Annotated in this window: 15 protein-coding genes; 3 read left to right on the top strand and 12 right to left on the bottom strand. The window is 62.0% G+C overall.

Features of this window, described 5'->3' with window-relative positions:
• Positions 1–106: 106 nt before the first annotated feature.
• From HBO12_RS26685 to HBO12_RS26635, 11 genes are all read right to left on the bottom strand, one after another.
• The gene (locus HBO12_RS26685; RefSeq protein WP_463671622.1) at positions 107–1339 is read right to left on the bottom strand and encodes a methyl-accepting chemotaxis protein; all 1233 of its coding nucleotides are present in this window, start codon (positions 1337–1339) and stop codon (positions 107–109) included.
• 591 nt (positions 1340–1930) lie between these two features.
• Complete coding sequence (locus HBO12_RS26680) at positions 1931–2335, bottom strand: TraR/DksA family transcriptional regulator (RefSeq protein WP_010173153.1); 405 nt, start codon at positions 2333–2335, stop codon at positions 1931–1933.
• A 416-nt stretch (positions 2336–2751) separates the two neighbouring features.
• Entirely contained in the window at positions 2752–3789 is a 1038-nt protein-coding gene (locus HBO12_RS26675) for an ABC transporter permease (protein WP_169954724.1), read from the bottom strand.
• Positions 3790–3811: 22 nt separating this feature from the next.
• Positions 3812–5350: a sugar ABC transporter ATP-binding protein gene (locus HBO12_RS26670; protein ID WP_170043735.1), complete on the bottom strand. Its 1539-nt coding sequence runs from the start codon at positions 5348–5350 to the stop codon at positions 3812–3814.
• A gap of 62 nt (positions 5351–5412) precedes the next feature.
• On the bottom strand, positions 5413–6348 hold the full coding sequence (locus HBO12_RS26665) for a sugar ABC transporter substrate-binding protein (RefSeq protein ID WP_169954726.1): 936 nt from the start codon (positions 6346–6348) through the stop codon (positions 5413–5415).
• Positions 6349–6715: 367 nt separating this feature from the next.
• Complete coding sequence (locus HBO12_RS26660; protein WP_170043734.1) at positions 6716–7762, bottom strand: Gfo/Idh/MocA family protein; 1047 nt, start codon at positions 7760–7762, stop codon at positions 6716–6718.
• A 136-nt stretch (positions 7763–7898) separates the two neighbouring features.
• Complete coding sequence (gene iolG, locus HBO12_RS26655; RefSeq protein WP_169954728.1) at positions 7899–8909, bottom strand: bifunctional inositol 2-dehydrogenase/D-chiro-inositol 1-dehydrogenase; 1011 nt, start codon at positions 8907–8909, stop codon at positions 7899–7901.
• Between the two features lie 19 nt (positions 8910–8928).
• Positions 8929–10860: a 3D-(3,5/4)-trihydroxycyclohexane-1,2-dione acylhydrolase (decyclizing) gene (iolD, locus tag HBO12_RS26650; RefSeq protein WP_170043733.1), complete on the bottom strand. Its 1932-nt coding sequence runs from the start codon at positions 10858–10860 to the stop codon at positions 8929–8931.
• 25 nt (positions 10861–10885) lie between these two features.
• Positions 10886–11680 (bottom strand): 5-deoxy-glucuronate isomerase, encoded by a 795-nt coding sequence (iolB, locus tag HBO12_RS26645; protein WP_169954730.1) that lies wholly within the window; start codon positions 11678–11680, stop codon positions 10886–10888.
• The gene (gene iolE, locus HBO12_RS26640; protein ID WP_169954731.1) at positions 11677–12570 is read right to left on the bottom strand and encodes a myo-inosose-2 dehydratase; all 894 of its coding nucleotides are present in this window, start codon (positions 12568–12570) and stop codon (positions 11677–11679) included. Before iolE ends, iolB begins: the two co-directional genes overlap by 4 nt.
• Positions 12571–12657: 87 nt before the next feature.
• A complete protein-coding gene (locus HBO12_RS26635; protein ID WP_170043732.1) occupies positions 12658–14595 on the bottom strand; it encodes a bifunctional 5-dehydro-2-deoxygluconokinase/5-dehydro-2-deoxyphosphogluconate aldolase in 1938 nt (645 codons plus the stop codon).
• Between the two features lie 241 nt (positions 14596–14836).
• Between HBO12_RS26635 and HBO12_RS26630 the strand changes: the two genes are divergently transcribed.
• Positions 14837–15742, top strand: a complete 906-nt coding sequence (locus tag HBO12_RS26630; protein ID WP_169954733.1) for a MurR/RpiR family transcriptional regulator — start codon at positions 14837–14839, stop codon at positions 15740–15742.
• A 144-nt stretch (positions 15743–15886) separates the two neighbouring features.
• Here HBO12_RS26630 and HBO12_RS26625 read toward each other — a convergent pair whose 3' ends face one another.
• On the bottom strand, positions 15887–16774 hold the full coding sequence (locus HBO12_RS26625) for a hypothetical protein (RefSeq protein WP_170043731.1): 888 nt from the start codon (positions 16772–16774) through the stop codon (positions 15887–15889).
• A gap of 394 nt (positions 16775–17168) precedes the next feature.
• Here HBO12_RS26625 and HBO12_RS26620 point away from each other — a divergent pair, with 394 nt between their 5' ends.
• Entirely contained in the window at positions 17169–17852 is a 684-nt protein-coding gene (locus HBO12_RS26620) for a response regulator transcription factor (RefSeq protein WP_169954735.1), read from the top strand.
• Entirely contained in the window at positions 17830–19218 is a 1389-nt protein-coding gene (locus HBO12_RS26615; RefSeq protein WP_169954736.1) for a sensor histidine kinase, read from the top strand. Before HBO12_RS26620 ends, HBO12_RS26615 begins: the two co-directional genes overlap by 23 nt.
• Positions 19219–19245 lie beyond the last annotated feature (27 nt).

The following is a 19245-nucleotide window of genomic DNA, read 5'->3' as shown; positions in this document are numbered from 1 at the left end:
AGTTAGCTAGCTAACAATGTGCAGCATCTTAAGCTGTTCCTCACGCCGGAAAAAGCTATCGGCGTAAAAGCTTCCTTGCATAACACGCAACAATCCGTGCCTGGGCCTAGTGCGCGCCAGCCTGCCCCTCAGGCTTATAGCCCAGGCGCAAGCCGCCCCAATGCCGGCCGCTGACCATGATCGGCACGGACAGATCGTGCATCAACTCGCCGGTATCACGGGTATAGGTCTGCAACAGCACAGCCTGCTGGTGGCTGCCGCAGCGGATGCCGGTGCGGTCTTCAAACTTGCGCTTGGTGCGATTGTTCACCGCGTCCACCTGAACATCTCCGGTAAGCGCCTGGGAAAACACCTTGTTGTGCGTCGGCACATAGCCCTGTGGCGTGCAGGCAATCGCGAACACCAGGCCTTCGTGCCGGGGCAGCAAGGCTTCCTGGATAGCGGGCAATACCTGGTCGGTGTAGCCGTCGAAACGGCTGTGGTACTTGGTCGGCTGGCTGTTGGCAATCGGTGTGTAGCTGCGATTGAACAAGTCATCGAGGCTGATGCGGTTCTGCTGGACATCCGCCTCGAACTGCGCGGCGATGCGGCTCGCGCCTTCGCGGGCGAGGTCGTAGATGCGCTGGTGATAATCGTCCAGGCCGACTTCGGCCAGGCGCTCGCTGATCGTTTCGGCCTGCCCTTCCATTTGTATGGCGGCCTCGGCCAACTGCTGGGTCTGCTGGTCGCTGACGGTCAGGTCGCTGCGCATCTGCTCCACCGCATGGAACAGGCTGTCGAGCTGCACCCGATTGGTCTCGGTGCCCTGGGCAATCGCGTTGACCTGGCCTTCCACACCCGCCGCCAACGTGGCAATGCTCTCCAGTTGCTCGCCGGCGTGCTCCACTTGCTCGACGCCGGCCTGCAGATCCACGGACAACTGGCGGATTTGCTCCACCACCTGGGCGGTACGCTGCTGGATGTCCGCCACCATCACCCCGACTTCGTCGGTGGCAGTCGCCGTACGGCCCGCCAGGCCGCGCACCTCATCGGCCACCACGGCGAACCCGCGCCCATGCTCACCGGCCCGGGCGGCTTCAATGGCGGCATTCAAGGCCAGCAGGTTGGTCTGGCTGGCAATCGACTGAATCACCAGGGTCACGCGCTGGATCTCTTCGCTGCGCTGGCTCAGGGCCTCGATCAATTGCCGGCTGTCGCTGGCGCGCTGGCTGAGTTGATGCATGCGGCTGATGGACTCTCCGAGCACCGCGCGCCCCTCGGTGCTGCGCTGATGGGCCTGGCCCGCCGCGCCGAGGGCTTCACGACTGAGCTGGGACGTCAGTTGCTCAGTGCCAATCATCACTTCGGCACTGCTGACGATTTGCTGGGCGGCGCCCAATTGCGATTGCAGGCGGGCCGCCAGTTGCTTGACCGAATAGGCCACGCCGGCGGCTGACAGCGCGTTATGGCTGGTGGTGTAGGACAGATCGCGGGTCAACGCGCCAATGGCATCCTCGACGACAGCCGGCGCAAGGCTGCGGGCCGGCTTTTTCAGCAGCGGTAGCCAGACCAGCAACAGGGCCACGGGCACGCAGAGGTACATCGACAGGTCGGCAAACGCCAGGCCCGACAATACCAGCACCAGGGCGATGCTTTGCAGGAACGGTGTGACCCAGCCAGGCAGTTGGCGGCTCACCGCGTGCGGCACCACGGCGGCGCCCATCAGAGATCCATCCCCAGCCATGCTTGTTACCCCACTGCTTGTCATTATTGTCTCTGCATTAAACGCCACTAATTGGCCATTATCTATGGGCCTTTGGTGTTAGGGCTTGCAGCAGATCAATAGACGGGGGGATGACACGCGCAGGATCACTGCAGGAGCCAGCTTGCTGGCGATAGCGGTGTTGATCGACCGCCTTCGCCAAGCCAGCTCCCTACACAATCAAACAGATCAGGCTTGGCGCTGATGCTTGTCGATTTGCTCGTGGCGCTCTTGCGCTTCGATGCAGTACTTGGTGGTCGGGCTGATCAGCAGGCGCTTGAGGCCGATAGGCTCGCCGCTGTCATCACACCAGCCAAAGGAATCTTCCTTGATACGGCCCAGGGCCTGTTCAAGTTGCGGCAGCATGCGCTGGTCGCGGTCGATGGCGTTGACCAGCCAGGTGCGCTCTTCTTCTACCGAAGCAGCGTCAGCAGGGTCAGCCGGGGTGTCCAGGCTTTCAATGGCGATGCGGTTCTGCTCAATGCGCTCGTGGTGCTCGACTTTCATGTCTTGCAACAACTGCTCGAAAAAAGCGTGCTGCTCGGCATTCATGTAGTCATCCGCCGGCATGGCCAGCAACTTTTCCTTTGTCATTGATTTCTCTATAAAAAATACGTGCATTAAGGCGAATAAGGGAGCGTTCCGGCCAACCTCTGCAGGTCGGGGAAAGACGCCGTCCATTCCAAGCGCCACCCGGCACTCAATTTACGAGGGGCGGCAGTCTACGGCTGACTTGAGGGCGCAGCAACTGAAATGACAGGCAATTTGTCCGACATTCCCCCAAAAGGCACCAGGACGGGCTCGGCAGGTGGTTATCGGAGTGCGTTTATAGCAAGAAATTCAGTGTTGTGGAGCTATATAGAAGACAAACGGTTGGCGGTGCATAAATGTAGGAGCGGGCTTGCCCGCGATAGCGGTGGGTCAGTTGATAGATATTTGACTGACCCATCGCTATCGCGGGCAAGCCCGCTCCCACACAAACAAGCCCCACTTTTTGATTCAAATCTCGCTCAGCGCTTGAGCTTGCGTTTATTGCGATACTGGTCGATCACCACCGCCACCACGATGATCAGGCCCTTGATGATGTCCTGGATGTACGCGTCCACCCCCACGAAGGTAAACCCGCTGGCCATCACCCCGAGGATCAGCGCGCCAATCACCGTGCCGGTGATGCGCCCTACCCCGCCCGCCAGGCTGGTGCCGCCGATCACCGCAGCGGCAATCGCGTCCAGCTCATAAGACATGCCCATCCCCGCCTGCCCGGTAGCCGCCCGAGCCGAGGCAACCACACCCGCCAACCCGGCCAGCAGCCCGGCAATGCTGTAGACAATGATCAGGTGCCGCTTGACGTTGATCCCCGAGGTACGCGCCGCCTGCATATTGCCGCCGATGGCGTAGGTGTACTTGCCGTACTTGGTGTAGCGCAAGGCAATGTGGAAGATCACCGCCACCACCAGAAAGATGATCACCGGCATCGCGCCATGGCCGATGGCCGTGTAGGAATCCGACAACATGCTCACCGGCTGGCCTTCGGTGTAATAACGCGCCAGGCCACGGGCCGAGACCATCATGCCCAAGGTCGCAATAAACGGCGGGATGCCGGTAATGGCGATGATGCTGCCGTTGATCGCCCCCGCCAGCAGGCCCACGCCCAGGCCGGCCACCACCGGGATCCACACTGGCAAGTCCGTCAGCGATGGAAACACCGCGCGGGAAAAGTCCGAGGTTTGCGCCAGGCTCGCGGCAATCATTGCCGACAACGCCAGCACCGAGCCCGACGACAGGTCGATCCCCGTGGTAATGATCACCTGGGTCACGCCAATCGCCAGCAAGCCGATGATCGACACCTGCAGGATCATCAGCACCAGGCGCTGGGAGTTCATCAAAAAGCTCTGGTCACGCACGATCCAGCCAAACACTTCGAACACCAGGCCGATACCGATCAGCACCAGGAAAATGCTCAGCTCGGTAGGAAACCGCCGCCGGCTCTTGACCGGTGCCGCAGCGGGCTTTTTTTCCTCGGGTTTGCTTTCCAGTATTGCGTTCATTACCCGTCACCTTTTTTATTCGTTAGTGGACTGCCGTCATACCGGAAGCCAACTGCATGACTTTTTCCTGGGTGGCCTCGGCCCGGTCCAGGGTGCCCATCAACTCGCCTTCGTGCATCACCATCACCCGGTCACTCATGCCCAGCACTTCCGGCAGTTCCGAAGAAATCATGATCACCGCCATGCCCTCGCTGGCCAGGAAGGCGATCAGGCGATAGATCTCGGCCTTGGCCCCGACATCGATGCCACGGGTCGGCTCATCGAGGATCAACAGCCGCGGCTGGGTCATCAACCAGCGGGCCAACAGGGCCTTTTGCTGATTGCCGCCCGACAGGGTGTCGATGCACTGCTCAAGGGAGGGGGTTTTTACCCGCAGCTTCTTGCACATGTCCTCGCACAAGGCCCGCAGGGCTTTTTGCTGGATAAAGCCCTTGCCCGAGTAATGGGGCAGCACGGCCATTTCCATGTTTTCCAGGACTGACAGGCACGGGAACAGGCCACTGAGCTTGCGGTCCTCGGTCAACAGCGCAAATCCCTGCTTGATCGCCATGTGCGGGTCGCTGATGCGCAGCACCTGGCCGTCGAGGCGGATCTCGCCGCCGTCGCTTGGGGTAATGCCGAAAATCGTTTCCGCCACATTGGTGCGGCCCGAGCCCATCAGCCCGGCAATGCCGAGGATCTCGCCGGCATGCAGGTCAAAGGACACGCCCTGGAACACGCCGTCCAGGCGCAGGTCGCGCACCGACAGCAGCAACTCGCCGATGGGTTTGTCGCGCACCGGGAACAGTTGGCTCAATTCGCGCCCGACCATCATCGAGATCAGGCTGTCGCTGTCCATGCTGTCGGCGCGTTGCAGGCCGATATAGGCGCCATCGCGAAACACCGCCACCTCATCGGCAATGGCAAACACTTCATTCATTTTATGGGTGATATAGATGATGCCTTTGCCCTGGGCCTTGAGGTCGGCAATGATCGAAAACAGGTGGGCCACTTCCTTGTCGGTAATCGCCGACGTCGGCTCATCCATGATCAGGATGTCGGAGTCGTAGGACACCGCCTTGGCAATCTCCACCATCTGCCGCTCGGCAATGCTCAAGTTGCCAACCTGCTCCTCGGGGTCGAGGTTGATCCGCAGCCGCGCCAGCAACTGCGCAGTGCAACGGTGCATGGCCCGGTGATTGACCAGGCGCAGGCCATTGAGCTGCTCGCGGCCGATCCAGATGTTCTCGGCGATGCTCATATGGGGCATCAGGTTGAGTTCCTGGTGGATCATCGCGATGCCCGACTGCAAGGCGGCCAGGGGTGTATCAAACACCACCGGCTTGCCCCGCAGGCGGATTTCGCCGGCGTCGGGCTGGTAGATGCCGGCGATGATTTTCATCAGCGTCGACTTGCCGGCACCGTTTTCTCCCATCAGCGCCAGGACCGAGCCGGGGCGCACCCGCAGTTGCACATCGTCCAGGGCCACGACGCCGGGAAAACCTTTGCTGATATGGGCGATTTCCAGCAGGTAAGGCTCTTCTAGACCTGCGGGCTGCAAAGCAGTCGCTTGAGCGAGCATATCGGGGCTCCATCGGCAGGGCGATTGCGACCGCCCTGCGGGCTTATTGTTGTTATTGAACGCTACTTGAACGACGCGACATTGTCCGGGGTGATCAACTGGAACGGCACCACGACGTTTTGCTCGACCGCCTCGCCCCTGGCCATTTTCACCGCCGCCTCCACCGAACCGACCGCCTGCCCCTTGGCATCCTGGAACACCGAGAGCGCCATCTCGCCCTTGGTAATCGCATTCAAGCCGTCGGGCGTGCCATCGACGCCGCCAATCAACACGCTGCCCGGTTTGACGCCCGCGGTTTTCAAGGCCATGGCCGCGCCAATCGCCATTTCGTCATTGTTGGCCACGACCGCATTGAACTCGCGGCCCTGGGTCAGCCAATCGTTCACCAGGGTCATGCCCTTGTCCCGCAGCCAGATCCCGGTCTGCTCCTGTTCAATCTTGATGTCCGGGTATTTGCCGAGGACCTCCTTGACGCCCTTGGTGCGATTGGTCGTCGAGTTGTTGGCCAGGTCACCCAGCAGAATCACGATTTTGCCTTTGCCGCCCAGTTTCTCGGCCAGGTACTGCATTTGCAGTTTGCCGGCCTCGACGTCATTGGACGTCACCGTCACCACCCCTTTGGGCAGGTCGGTCTGATCCGGGCGGCGGTTGACGTAGACCAGCGGGATACCGGCTGCCACCGCGGCCTTGGTAATGCGTGCGGTGGAGGCGGTGTCCACCGGATTGACCACCATGGCATCGACTTTCTGGCTGATAAAGTTCTCGACCTGGCTCAGTTGCTTGACCACGTCGGCGCGGGCATCTTCGAACTGCAGTTGCACGCCGTCGCCCTTGGGGTAGGACTTGGCTTGCTTGTCCATATCCTCACGCAGGTAGGTGAGGAAGGTGTCGTCGAACTGCGACATGCTGACGCCAATCTTGATATCGGCGGCCGCGGCCACGCCGCTGGCAAGCAGCATCGACAAGGCCAGCGAGGCGAAACGGATCTGGGTCTTCATGAACGGTCTGTCTCCACTTTCTTGTTGGTTTTCTGGACGTAGCGTTTATCAGAGCGATGAGTTGGCAGCAGGCAGCCGTACCACGGGCGCCCCCGGAATGCAGCACACCAGGGCGCCCTTGCTTTCGATGCAAAGGACATTGAGAAAAGAGAAATAGAAGGGCCGTGCGCGGGGCGGGAAGGCAGTACGTAACACTCGCAGTACAGCGTTGAAGATTTTCATCTGACGGTACCTGGTTGTTTTTTTATCTTGTTTTTGTTGAGCCCACCGCGTCCTTTATAAAGGAAGGCCGGGACAGACTTTCAGCAACCTGGAAATGACTTTATTGGAAAATAATTTCCATATCAACTCATTTTAGAATTTTATTCTATTTCCACTCTACCCCTTCCAGCGTGGCCATCTCCACCACTTGCCGGCGCTCGGCGCTGAGCCTGGCGGCATCCAGCACGCAGGTGGCTTCCCAGGCATCCCTGGCCTGCACCGGCAGTTCGCCCTGGCCCTGGACTGCGCTTTGCAATTGGCGATAGAACTGGTTCCAGGCGCCCTTTTGCGAAGGGATCCGCTCGCGTTCCGCGCCTTGTTCGAACCAGCCCCAGCGGCGATGATCTTCGGCGCCCCAGTGTTCACCTTCGGTCCTCGGATTCTTGCCGGCCAGCAGCGCCTGTTCCTGGCCATCCAGGCCTTCGACGGTGTAGCAGCCCGCCGTGCCGTTCACTCGAAAACGCGGGGCCTGGCTGTTTTGCAGGGCGCTGCCCCACAGGTGGGAAATCACCCCGTTGGCGTGGGTCAGGCAGACAAAGAAGCCATGATCGACCGTGGGATGCTCGGCGCTGTACTGCAATTGCGCATACACCAGCTCTACCGGACCGAACAGCTGCAAGGCCTGGTCCACCAGATGGCTGCCCAGATCCCGCAGGAACCCGCCGCCGCTGGCGTTGCCCACCGCTTGCGGGCTGTAGCGCTCTACCCTGGATTCAAAGCGGGTGATAGTACCCAGGGCGCCAGCCTCGATCAGCTTGCGCAGGGTCAGGTAGTCCGAATCCCAGCGCCGGTTCTGGTAGACGCTGAGTTTTACCCCTTCACGTTCGGCGGCGCTAATCAGCGCCCGCGCCTGCTCGGCATTGGCGGCGAAGGGTTTGTCGCTGACCACCGCCACACCATATTCAATGGCCTCCAGCACCAGGGCCGGGCGGCCCTTGAGGGTGGTGGAGATCACCAGCACCTCCACCCCGGCTTCGACGATCTGCGCGATGCTGTCGAATGCCGGCACCCCGGGATGCTCCGTCGCCAGTTGCTGGCGGCGCTCGGGGGCGCGGGTCACCACGCCAACGAAGATTGCCCCGGGCAAAGTGGCGATCAGCGGGGCATGAAAAAAACGGCCACCGTGGCCGTATCCAACCAGTCCGATTCGCATGAACCAACTCCTCTCGTGATCTGCAAACCCAATCAAAATGTAGGAGCTGGCTTGCCTGCGATAGCGGTAGATCAGTCAAGTATTTCTAACCTGAACCACCGCCATCGCAGGCAAGCCAGCTCCTACATTGACCGCGCTAGCCGTAGAATGCCGGGCGCTGCGGCAAGCTGACCGCAACGATCTGCCCACTGCCCTGGGCCTCGATACACGCATCCGCCGCCACCGCCGCCGCAAAACCATCCCAGGCCGAAGGTCCCCCCACCTGACCGGCGCGCACGCCATCGATAAAGGCCTGCAACTCGACGTCATAAGCGCCAATAAAACGGTCTTTCCAATCCATCAGAATTGCATTCGATAGCTTGGCGCCGCTGCGCAGTTGCACCTGGGACGGTTCTGGCAATTTGGCAATGCCCGTCTCCCCCACCACTTCACACTGGATGTCGTAGCCGTACTGGCAGTTCACAAACACTTCCACATCGATCCGCGTACCCCTGGCGGTTTCCAGCAGCACGATCTGCGGGTCGCGCAAATGGCTCAGGGCCTTGCTGGTTTTACGCGGGAACACCACCTGCACTGACACATAGTCATCGGCCAGCAGCCAGCGCAGCACGTCCAGCTCGTGGATCAAAGTGTCGGTGATGGCCATGCCGGTGTTGTAGTTTTCCCCCACCGTCGGGTTGCGGTGGGCGCAGTGCAGCATCAACGGTTCGCCGATCTGGCCGCTGTCGATCACCGCCTTGAGCGCCTGGTAGCCCTGGTCATACGGGCGCATGAAACCGACCTGGACCAGGCGCTTGCCGTGGGCCACTTCCGCCTCGACGATCTTGCGACAGCCTTGGGCCGTGACAGCCAGGGGTTTTTCACAGAACACCGGTTTGCCAGCTGCGATAGCCGCCAGCACAAATTCCTCATGGCTGGGGCCCCAGGAGGTGACCAGCACCGCCTCGACCTGCGCCGAATGGATCAGCGCATGACCGTCGGCGTACACCTCGGCGTTCAGTTGCAGGTCAGCCACCACCTGGGCCGCCTGCTCAAGGTTGATATCGGTGACCGCCACCACCTGGCTGTTGAGCAAGGTCTGGCTGCAGCGGCGGATATGGTCCCGGCCGATGGCGCCCGTACCGATCACACCCAGCTTCAAAGACATGGCAACGCTCCTCTTATGGTCAGTACTGCCGGGCCTTGGCCAGGCGTTCATTGAGTTGTTTGGCGCAGGCATTGGTGCGTTCGCTGGTGGACACCTGCGCCACGCCAACCCGCCACCACGACAGGTAGCCGTGGATCATGGTCTTGGGCAGCACCTTGATATCGATCAGCGTCGACACGCTCTGCGCGCGTGCATCGGCCAGCGCTGCGTGCAGCTGCGCAACCGTCGTGACCTTGTAGGTCTTGCAACCATAGGCCGCCGCGCTCATGGCGAAATCCACCGGCACCAGGCCGCCATCGAGCTTGCCGCTATCGGGGTTGCGGAAGCGGAACTCGGTGCCGAAGCTGTCCATGCCATTGCCCATCTGCAGGTTGTTGATGCAACCGAAGGCCATGTTGTCCAGGAGCACCACGTTGATCTTGCGCCGCTCCTGGATCGAGGTGGCCAGCTCCGAATGCAGCATCATGTAGGAGCCATCGCCCACCAGGGCGTAGACCTCGCGCGCAGGCTCGGCCAGCTTCACCCCCAGGGCCGCGTTGATCTCGTAGCCCATGCACGAATAACCGTACTCGACGTGGTAGGTGTTGACGCCCTTGCTGCGCCAACTGCGCTGCAAATCCCCCGGCAGGCTGCCGGCGGCGGCCACAATCACCGCGTCGTCGGCCAGGGTCGCGTTAAGCACACCCAGTACCTGGCTCTGGGTCAGGCAGGAGCCGGTCAGCTCGATGAATTCGCGTAGCACCGCCGCATCCATGTGGTCGTTGATCTCGGGGCTGAAGTCGGCGTCGGTGTAGCGCGCCTGATAGACCCGGTCCACTTCCGCATCCCCCTGCGCACGGGCCTGGCGGGGCTGCTCGCCCCATTGCGTGGCGTAATCGCCCAGCGCGTCGGCCAATGCCAGCAGCCCGACCCTGGCATCTGCCAGCACCTGGACACCGTCGAGTTTCAGCACATCGCCAGGGCTGATATTGAGGTTGAGAAACTGCACCTCGGGATGTTGGAACAGCGATTTCGACGAGGTGGTGAAGTCGCTGTAGCGCGTGCCGATGCCGATGATCAGGTCGGCATCCCGGGCCAGCAGGTTGGCGGCCAGGCAGCCGGTTTCACCGATGCCGCCGACATTCAGCGGGTGGCTGGAGACGATGGCGCTCTTGCCGGCCTGGGTCTCGGCAAAGGGGATCTGAAAGCGCTCGGCAAACGCCTGCAGCGCGGCATTCGCGCCGGAGTACTTGACCCCGCCCCCGCAGATAATCAGCGGCTTGCGCTTGGACTTGAGCAGCGCGGCAGCGTCGCGCAGCATCGCTTCGGTGGCCGGGCGTCGGTCCAGGCGGTGCACGCGTTTTTGCAGGAAGTAATCGGGGTAATCCCAGGCCTCGGCCTGCACGTCCTGGGGCAAGGCCAGGGTCACGGCGCCGGTTTCGGCCGGGTCGGTCAGTACGCGCATGGCGTGGATCGCCGCACTCATCAACTGTTCAGGGCGGTTGATGCGATCCCAGTATTTGCTCACGGCGCGAAACGCATCGTTGGTGCTGATGCTCAGGTCATGGAATTGCTCGATCTGCTGCAACACCGGGTCGGGCTGGCGACAGGCATACACATCGCCGGGCAGCAGCAACAAAGGGATGCGGTTGGCGGTGGCGGTTGCCGCGGCGGTCAGCATATTCGCCGCGCCGGGGCCGACCGAAGCGCTGCAGGCGTAGACCTTGCGCCGCAGGTGCTGCTTGGCAAACCCAATCGCGGCATGGGCCATGCCCTGCTCGTTGCGGCCCTGATGCACCACGAGCTCGCCACTGTCTTGCTCCAGGGCCTGGCCCAGGCCCAGCACATTGCCGTGGCCAAAGATGGTGAACACGCCGGCGACAAACTTGCTTTGCACGCCATCGACTTCGATGTACTGGTTATCCAGGAACTTCACCAGGGCCTGGGCCATGGTCAATCGGGTTGTGCTCATGTTTGGCCCCCTCGGCGCCTACGGGTTAAAGATCCAGCAACCAACTGTGCTGCGGGTCATTGTGAAAGTGCCAGGCGCGCTTGGGGCCGGCCATCACGTTCAGGTAATACGATTCGTAGCCATAGGGCACGCTGACCGGGTGATAACCCTTGGGCACCACCACCAGGTCGTGGTTTTCCACGGCCATGGCCTGGTCGATGCTGCGGTCGTCGGTGTACACCCGCTGGAACACAAAGCCCTGGGAGGGGTTGATCTGGTGGTAATAGGTCTCTTCAAGAAAGCTCTGGTGCGGCAGATCATCGGTATCGTGCTTGTGCGGCGGGTAGCTAGATGAGTGCCCGGACGGCGTACGCACCTCCACCACCAGCAGCGAATGGGCCGGCTCGCTGTCGGGCAGGATGTCGCAGACGTAGCGGGTGTTGGCGCCCTTGCCGCGCACACTGCGCCGGCACTGCTCGGGGCGGATCAGCCGGGGCGCGAGACCGGCGGCAAGGGCGCCGGGCGCGGCGCAGACGGCGATCTGCACATCGCTCAGGGCTGTCACCTGGGCCCGCGTGCTGGGCGGCAGATAAGCTGCGAACGGCGACTTATCCTCGAACACCGACTGGCGATCCCCGAGGTTTTGCCAGCTGAAGCCCTCGCCTTCGATGGTCACCCGGCCGCTGAGCAGCACCAGGCACAGCTCGTCGTCGTTGGCGCTGACCGGCAGTGTTTGCCCCAGGCTCAGGCGGTAAGCGGCAAACCCTACATATTCCAGACGCCCCTCTGGCAGCGCGACCATGGTTGGCCCGCGCGGGGTGCTTTTGACCAGCAGGCTCATTGTGCAGCCCTCGCATCCAGCAGCGCGCGCAAGGTATCAAAGCCTTTTTTCGCATAGATATAGCTGGGGGCCACGGCCGGGTCCTGCTCAGCCTCCACCACCAACCAGCCGCTGTAGCCAGCGCCCAGCAACACGTCCAGCAACTGGGCGAAGTCGATATCGCCATCGCCCGGCACCGTGAAGGTGCCGTTGACGATACAGTCGGGAAAGCTCCACAGCTGGTTGCGCGCCAGTTGCACCACCGGTTTGCGCACATCCTTGAAGTGCACATGGCAGATACGGTCCAGATGCTTGCGCAGCACCTCGACCGGCTCGCCACCGCCCATGTAACAGTGCCCCGAATCGAACAACAGGCCGACCTCCGGGCCAGTGAGGCGCATCAGGGTGTCGATGTCCTCCGGGGACTCGACGTACGCGCCCATATGATGGTGGTAGGCCAGGCGCACGCCCTGGGACAGGGTAAAACGCGCAAGCTCAGTGAGCTTGTCGGCGTAGGCCTGCCATGCCTGTTCGCTGTGAAAGCGCGGGCGCTCGATCAGGCGGATCGGCGAGCCCTGGATCGAGTCGGCCACTTCACCGTAGACCAATACCGTGGCGCCGTTCTCGCGCAGCAGTTGCACATGGCTGGCGATGGCGTCGATTTCCTCGGCCACCGAGCGCCGGGCCAGGCGGCTGGAGTACCAACCGGAGACCAGCGCCAGGTCGTAGGGGCGCAACACATCACCCACGCCCTTGGCGTCCTTGGGGAATTTGCCGTTGAGTTCGAAACCTTCGTAGCCGATGGCCTTGCCTTCGCTGAGCGCGGTGCTCAACGGCGTCTCGCCGCCCAGGGCCGGCAGGTCGTCGTTACTCCAGGAGATGGGGTTGATGCCAATACGGATTGCGGGCATGGCTGCACCTTTTATTGTTTTAACCTTGAGGCTGCTGAAATCTGCTTGTGTGGGAGCTGGCTTGCCGGCGCCCACATTTGAGCGTGTTTAAACTCTCGAGCTGCGCCAGGCCTGGATCAGTTGTTCGAAGGTCTGCTGTACCTGCTGGATCAGCGTTTCGTCGTCGATTTCCCCTGCCATCCACGCCCTGCTCGGCTCCTGGAAGATCGTGCGGCCCACGGCAAACCCGCGGCAGGTCCGGCTCTGGCTGGCCTGCTGGAAGCCCTCGGCCAAAGATTGCGCCGGCGCATTCAGGCCCAGCAATACCACGCCCCGGCAATAGGGGTCGCGTTCCTCGATCAGTTCATCGAGCTGGTGCCACTGCTCGGCCGACTGCGCCTCAATCTTCCACCACGCCGGGTAGATACCCAGGTTGTACAGGCGCTTGAGGCTGCGATAGAGCACATCCGGGTAGGTCGAAGGGTGATCCTTGGGCGGCACCACTTCCAGCAGCAGTTCGTGGCCGCTGGCTTGCGCGGCTTGGTACAGGCCCTTGAGCTGCGCTTCCTGTTCCAGGCGCAGCAGCGGCTCGTCGTCGGGATGAAACTGCACCAGGCACTTGATGATCTGCTCCTGGGGCCAGCCGATCAGGTTACTGCCGATCGAGCGCCCGTGTTCGAACGCCAGCGGCCGCGAACCCTGAACCTCTACCGGGCGCGCGACCCACCAGCCACGGCCGGTGGCGGCGTTCAGCGCGTCCTGGCCAAAGCGCTGGTCGGCCAAAATACCCACATCGGCCTCCACACCCTGCTCGTGCAGTTTGCCTTCGACGCGTTCTACCGCCTGGATAAACAGTTGCTTGATCGCACTGATCCGCGCCGGGTCCTGGCCGCCTTTTTGCGCCAACTCCAGCAGTTGCCAGCGATGGTCGAAAGCAAACACAAACAGCTGCTTCCAGGCCTTGCGCGGCACGCTGACCTGATGCAAGCGCTGTAATACCGGGTCCTGGTCCGGGCGAGTGATGGGCACCGAGCTGCTGAACAGGTAGTGGAGTTCTGCAAGCGTCGGCATCGCCGGGGCGCAGGCATGGCGCGACACCACCAACCCGCCGCAGGCATTGGCCAGCTGGCAGCAGCGCGTGTCATCGGCCTCGTTCAGCCAACCACTGAGAAAGCCGGCCATAAACGCATCGCCGGCCCCCAGCACGTTAAGCACCTCGACCCGCACCCCGGGATAGATCGCGCCGTCTTCCAGGCGCGCCGGGATCGCCCCGTGAATCACCGTGCAACCCTGCGGGCCGAGCTTGACCACCAGGGTCGCCGCCGTCAGTTGGCGCACCGTGCGTAAGGCGCTTTGCAGATCGTGGCTGGCGCCGGCAATCAGGAACTCTTCCTCGGTGCCGACAATCAGGTCAAAGCGCGGCAGGATCCCTTGCAGATGCTGGCTGACGCTCTGGTCGGCGACAAAACGGGTCTCGCCGTCAGCCTTGCCCGCCAGGCCCCAGAGCACCGGGCGGTAGTCAATATCGAGCACGCGCTTGACGCCGTGTTGCTCGGCGTAATCCAGGGCCTGGAGGCTGGCCTGGTACACGCCGTCGGTGGAAAAGTGAGTGCCGGTGATCAGCAGCGCCTTGCTGCTGGCAATAAAGGCTTCGCTGATATCGGCGGCACACAGGGCCATATCGGCGCAGTTTTCGCGGTAGAACACCAGGGGGAAGGTTTCGCGGTCCTTGAGGCCCAGCAGCACCATGGCGGTCAGGCGCTGTGGGTCGACGGTGATGCCACTGACATCACAGCCCTCGCGCACCAGCGACTCCACCAGAAAGCGCCCCATGTGATCGTCGCCGACCCGGCTCAACATCGCCGACTTGAGCCCCAACCGCGCAGTGCCGAAGGCGATGTTGGCGGAGGAGCCGCCCAGGTACTTGGCAAAACTGGCGACATCTTCCAGGCGCGCCCCGACTTGCTGCGCATAGAGATCGACGCCCAGGCGCCCAAGACAAATCAGATCCAATTGACGCCCACTGGCAAAACGAGTCTGGCCCATGCTGGCTCCTGTTATTTTTATCAGCCCGCGCCTGCCGTCGTGACGGCGACGCTCTTGGTGGATGCAGACTAGGACGTCCGGCGCCAGCAATCAATATTTATTCTATAAATATTTTATGTGGAATATATTTTCCATTAAGATATTTTTTGCCGCCTTCCCTGTAGACTTGCGCCCATCGACCTATTGTCATGGGCGAGGTGCGCCTCACCTGCCCTGTAAGAACAAGCCAGAAGGATTGCCTATGTCCCGCTCCGATCAGCAGGCTCCCGCCGAGATGCTCGCCAGCCCTCCGATCAATGCCGAGCGTCTGTTGCAGCTGATCACCGATGAATACGAAAGCCTGCCCCGCCAGCTCAAGCGCATCGCCAGCTACATGAGCCAGCAGAGCGATCGGATCATGGTCGACCGCATCAGCGACATCGCCCGGGAATGCGAAGTCCATCCTTCGGCCATCGTACGGTTTTCCCAGCGCTTTGGGTTCAGCGGGTTCAGTGAGATGCAGGCGCTGTTTCGCGAGGCGTATACCCACAAGACCACGCCGGTGCAGAACTACCAGCAGCGCATCCGCAGCATGATCGCCAACAAGTCGCAGAAAGCCAGCGCTGGCGACCTCGCCCGTGAATGCGTGAATGCCACACTGTCCGGCATCGAGCGCCTGGGCCTGGAACTGGACGACGCAGCCTTCGAGAAAGCCGTGGACCTGGTGGTCAACGCCGACAATATCTACGTGGTCGGGGTGCGCCGCTCTTTTGCGGTGGCCGACTACCTGGTCTACAACCTGCAGCACACCAACAAGCGCATCCACCTGGTCTCGGGCCTGGGTGGCAGCTATCGCGAGCAGATGCGCAGCGTGCGCGCCAATGACCTGGTGATCGCCATCAGCTTCACGCCCTACGGCAAGGAAACCCAACACTGCCTGCGTATCGCCCAGCATCACCAGGCCAAGACGCTGATCATCACCGACAGCAACCTATCACCGCTGGCCAAGCGCGCCAACACGGTGTTGCTGGTCAATGAAGGTTCGTCGTTTGCGTTCCGCTCGCTCAGTGCCACGCTGTGCCTGTGCCAGGCGCTGTTTATTGCGGTGGCGTACCGGCTGGAGTTGAAGGTCGATGAGATTCATGAACAGGTGGGGTTTGACGACTAACAAAAAGGCCGCCCCTGCCATGCAGGAGCGGCCTTGATCAAGCGGGTACGCGGGTTAGTGCATGAAGATCGCGATCAGGATAATGACCGGGATCGGCACACCGAGGAACCACAGCAGTAATGAGCGCATGACGTTCTCCTTGAATTAACGAATGGTTTCCAGATACGCCACGGCATCCCGGCGGCGACCGCCGAAGGTCGCGGCGAAACTGGCGAAGAAGGCACCGAGCAACAGCGCGACGAAGGTCCACAGCGAGGTCACCGCGGCGATCTTGCTGGCGGTATCGGCGGCCTGTTTGGCCTTCAACTTGGCATCTTCCAGGGCTTTGCGGGCATCACCGTAGACCTGGTCGACACGCCGCTCGGCATCGGCCTGGCTGAGGTTGGTGCGCTGGCTGATCAACTGCGCCAGGTAAGTACGGTCTTGCGGCGCCAGTTGGCCGTCGTTGCCCAGGGTGCGGGCGAAGATCCGCGCCACCACGCCATGCACCGCATCGTCACTGGCAGCGGCCGGGCGATCATCGCGGAACAGGCTGTCGACGTAGTAGCCGAAGTCATCGCCATTGGCCGCGTTGCCGGCAGCCTGGGTCAAGCCGCTGGCGGCACCCGAAACCACGCTCGCACCGGCCTGCACACCGCCGCCGACAATGCTGCTGACCGAGCCGACCACCAGGGTCGCGGTCACCAGCGTGGCCACGGCCCAGGACAGAAAGCCGTGGGCGGTGTCGCGAAAGTACACCTCATCGCCATGCATATTGGCCCATTTGACCCGCAGCCGGCCGGCGATATATCCGCCCAGCCCCGCCGCGACAATCTGGGTAAAGGCCAGCCAGACAATCGTGGAAATGCCCAGGCCCTTGGCGCTGATGCCGCTGTCGGCCCACGGCGACACCGCCGAAAACCCCAGGCCGAAGCCCAGCAACACCAGGACCAGGGATAACGCAGCGGCAGCTGCGGCCCCGGCAAAGATCGCCCCCCAGGAAACCCCGGAGAGCGTGCTCGACTCTTGCAAAGTGGATGAGGATGTCATCATTGTTGTTGTGCTCCAGGCATTGAAAAATGGTGTTACATCTGTCGGAAAGGACAGTGCAGGCGGCGTGCCAGTCGCCGTAAAAATAAAAACCTATTAATTTCAATGAGATAAGTAAGTTGAACTTCCTAGGATCATGCAACTTGCAAGAACGCAGGTTAAGTGGCGGGCGTTATGCATTCCCGGGCCATCCGCCAACCTTGTGGGAGCGGGCTTGTCGGATCGCCGCATCGCCGCGAAGACGTCGGCCCAGCAAACATTGATGTTGAATGACCTGCCGCTTTCGCGAGCAAGCCCGCTCCCACATTGACCGAGGCCTACATGAATTTTCTTTTAGAAACCTCGCTATCATTTCTTGGCAAAATGCCCCCCACTCCCGTGTGACCAGGTAACCCTTATGACCCGCATTTTGACTATCGAAGACGACGCCGTGACGGCTCGCGAGATCGTCGCCGAGCTGAGCAGTCATGGACTGGACGTGGACTGGGTCGACAACGGCCGCGAAGGCCTGACGCGGGCAGTCAGTGGCGACTACGACCTGATCACCCTCGACCGTATGCTCCCGGAGCTCGATGGCCTGGCCATCGTCACCACCTTGCGCACCCTCGGCGTGTCGACGCCGATCCTGATGATCAGCGCCCTCTCCGACGTGGATGAACGGGTGCGCGGCCTGCGGGCCGGTGGCGATGATTACTTGACCAAACCCTTTGCCTCCGACGAGATGGCCGCGCGGGTCGAGGTGCTGCTGCGCCGTAACAATGCGCTCAAGGCCGCGCAAACCGCGCTGCGCGTGGCCGACCTGGAATTGAACCTGATCAGTCGCGAAGCCAGTCGCGCCGACCAACCCCTGAGCCTGTTGCCCACCGAGTACAAGCTGCTGGAATTCCTGATGCGCAACACCGGGCAAATCCTCTCGCGGATGATGATCTTCGAGGAAGTCTGGGGTTATCACTTCGACCCGGGCACCAACCTGATCGACGTGCACATTGGCCGCCTGCGCAAGAAAATCGACCCGCCGGGCCTGACGCCACTGATCCGCACGGTACGAGGTTCGGGCTATGTCATTGCTGAACCCGTCTAACGGCTGGCGCTCGTCCAGCAGCCGCCTGCTGGCCCTGTACAGTTCGCTGTTCGTGGCCTGGAGTTGCATCCTCATGGGGGTGCTGTACTACGAAGTCTCGGGTTACCTGGGCGACCTGTCGCGCCATTCGCTGATGCAGCGCCAGCATCTGTTCCAGCGCTTCGAGGGCGCGCAACTGGATGAAGCCCTGGCCACCAGCATGACCTTCGATATGAAGGGCATTGACGCCTATGGCTTGTTCGATGGCCAACAGCGCCCCCTCAGCGGCCCGCTCCAGCAAATCCCCCCAGGCCTGCCCCTGGACGGGCGCATCCATGCCTTGGCCAACTGCATCGAATCGGATGATCCGAAACTGCCCCGGGGCAGTTGCGACGCGGTGGCGACCCACACCCAGGATGGCCGCTGGCTGGTGCTGGTGCGCGATAACGGTTCATTGCTGGGCGTGACAAGGATCATCCTGCAAGCCCTGCTCTGGGCAATCTCCCTGACCATCATCCCCGGCGTCGCCGGCTGGCATCTGCTACGCCGGCGCCCATTGCGGCGGATTCGCGGGATCCAGGCCAGCGCCGAAGCCATCGTCGCCGGCGACCTGACCCACCGCCTGCCGCTGTCCAACCGCCGCGACGAACTGGACATGCTCGCCGCCATCGTCAACGCCATGCTTGAGCGCATTGAAAAACTGATGAACGAAGTCAAGGGCGTGTGCGACAACATTGCCCACGACCTGCGCACCCCACTGACCCGCTTGCGCGCGCAGTTGTACCGGATCAAGCAACAGGCCAGCGAGGAGTCCCCCCTGGCCCTGCAGCTCGATGCAGTGATCAGCGAGACCGACACCCTGATGGCGCGTTTTCGCGGTTTGCTGCGTATTTCCGAGCTGGAGGACCGTCAACGACGCTCCGGCTTCCTGGTCTTCGATCCCCTGCCGTTGCTCCAGGAACTCCATGACTTCTACCTGCCCCTGGCGGAAGAAGGTCAGTTGGAACTGCTGCTGCAAGTCCCCGAAGCATTGCCACCGATTACCGGTGACCGGGCACTGCTGTTCGAGGCCCTGGCCAACCTGCTGAGTAATTCGATCAAGTTCACCCCGCCGGGCGGCGAGGTGATTCTGCGCGGGATCGACGTTGCTGGCAGCACGCGCATCGAAGTCCTGGACAGCGGCCCCGGGATTCCCGAAGCGGAACGGGCGGCGGTGTTCCAGCGTTTCTACCGGGTCGATGAGGTCAACCAGCAGGGCAGCTTTGGCCTGGGCCTGTCGATTGTGGCGGCGATCATCAACCTGCATGGCTTCCGTCTGGAAGTTGGCAGCAGCGAGCGTGGGGGCGCGCGACTGACCCTGGACTGCCGCACACACACCCCACTGTAGGCGCCGGCTGGCCGGCGATAGTGGCCG

This window comes from Pseudomonas sp. WS 5059 (assembly GCF_012985525.1).
Taxonomy (GTDB): domain Bacteria; phylum Pseudomonadota; class Gammaproteobacteria; order Pseudomonadales; family Pseudomonadaceae; genus Aquipseudomonas.
The sequence above is the reverse complement of the archived record's forward strand: the minus strand, read 5'-3'. Positions and strand labels throughout refer to the sequence as shown.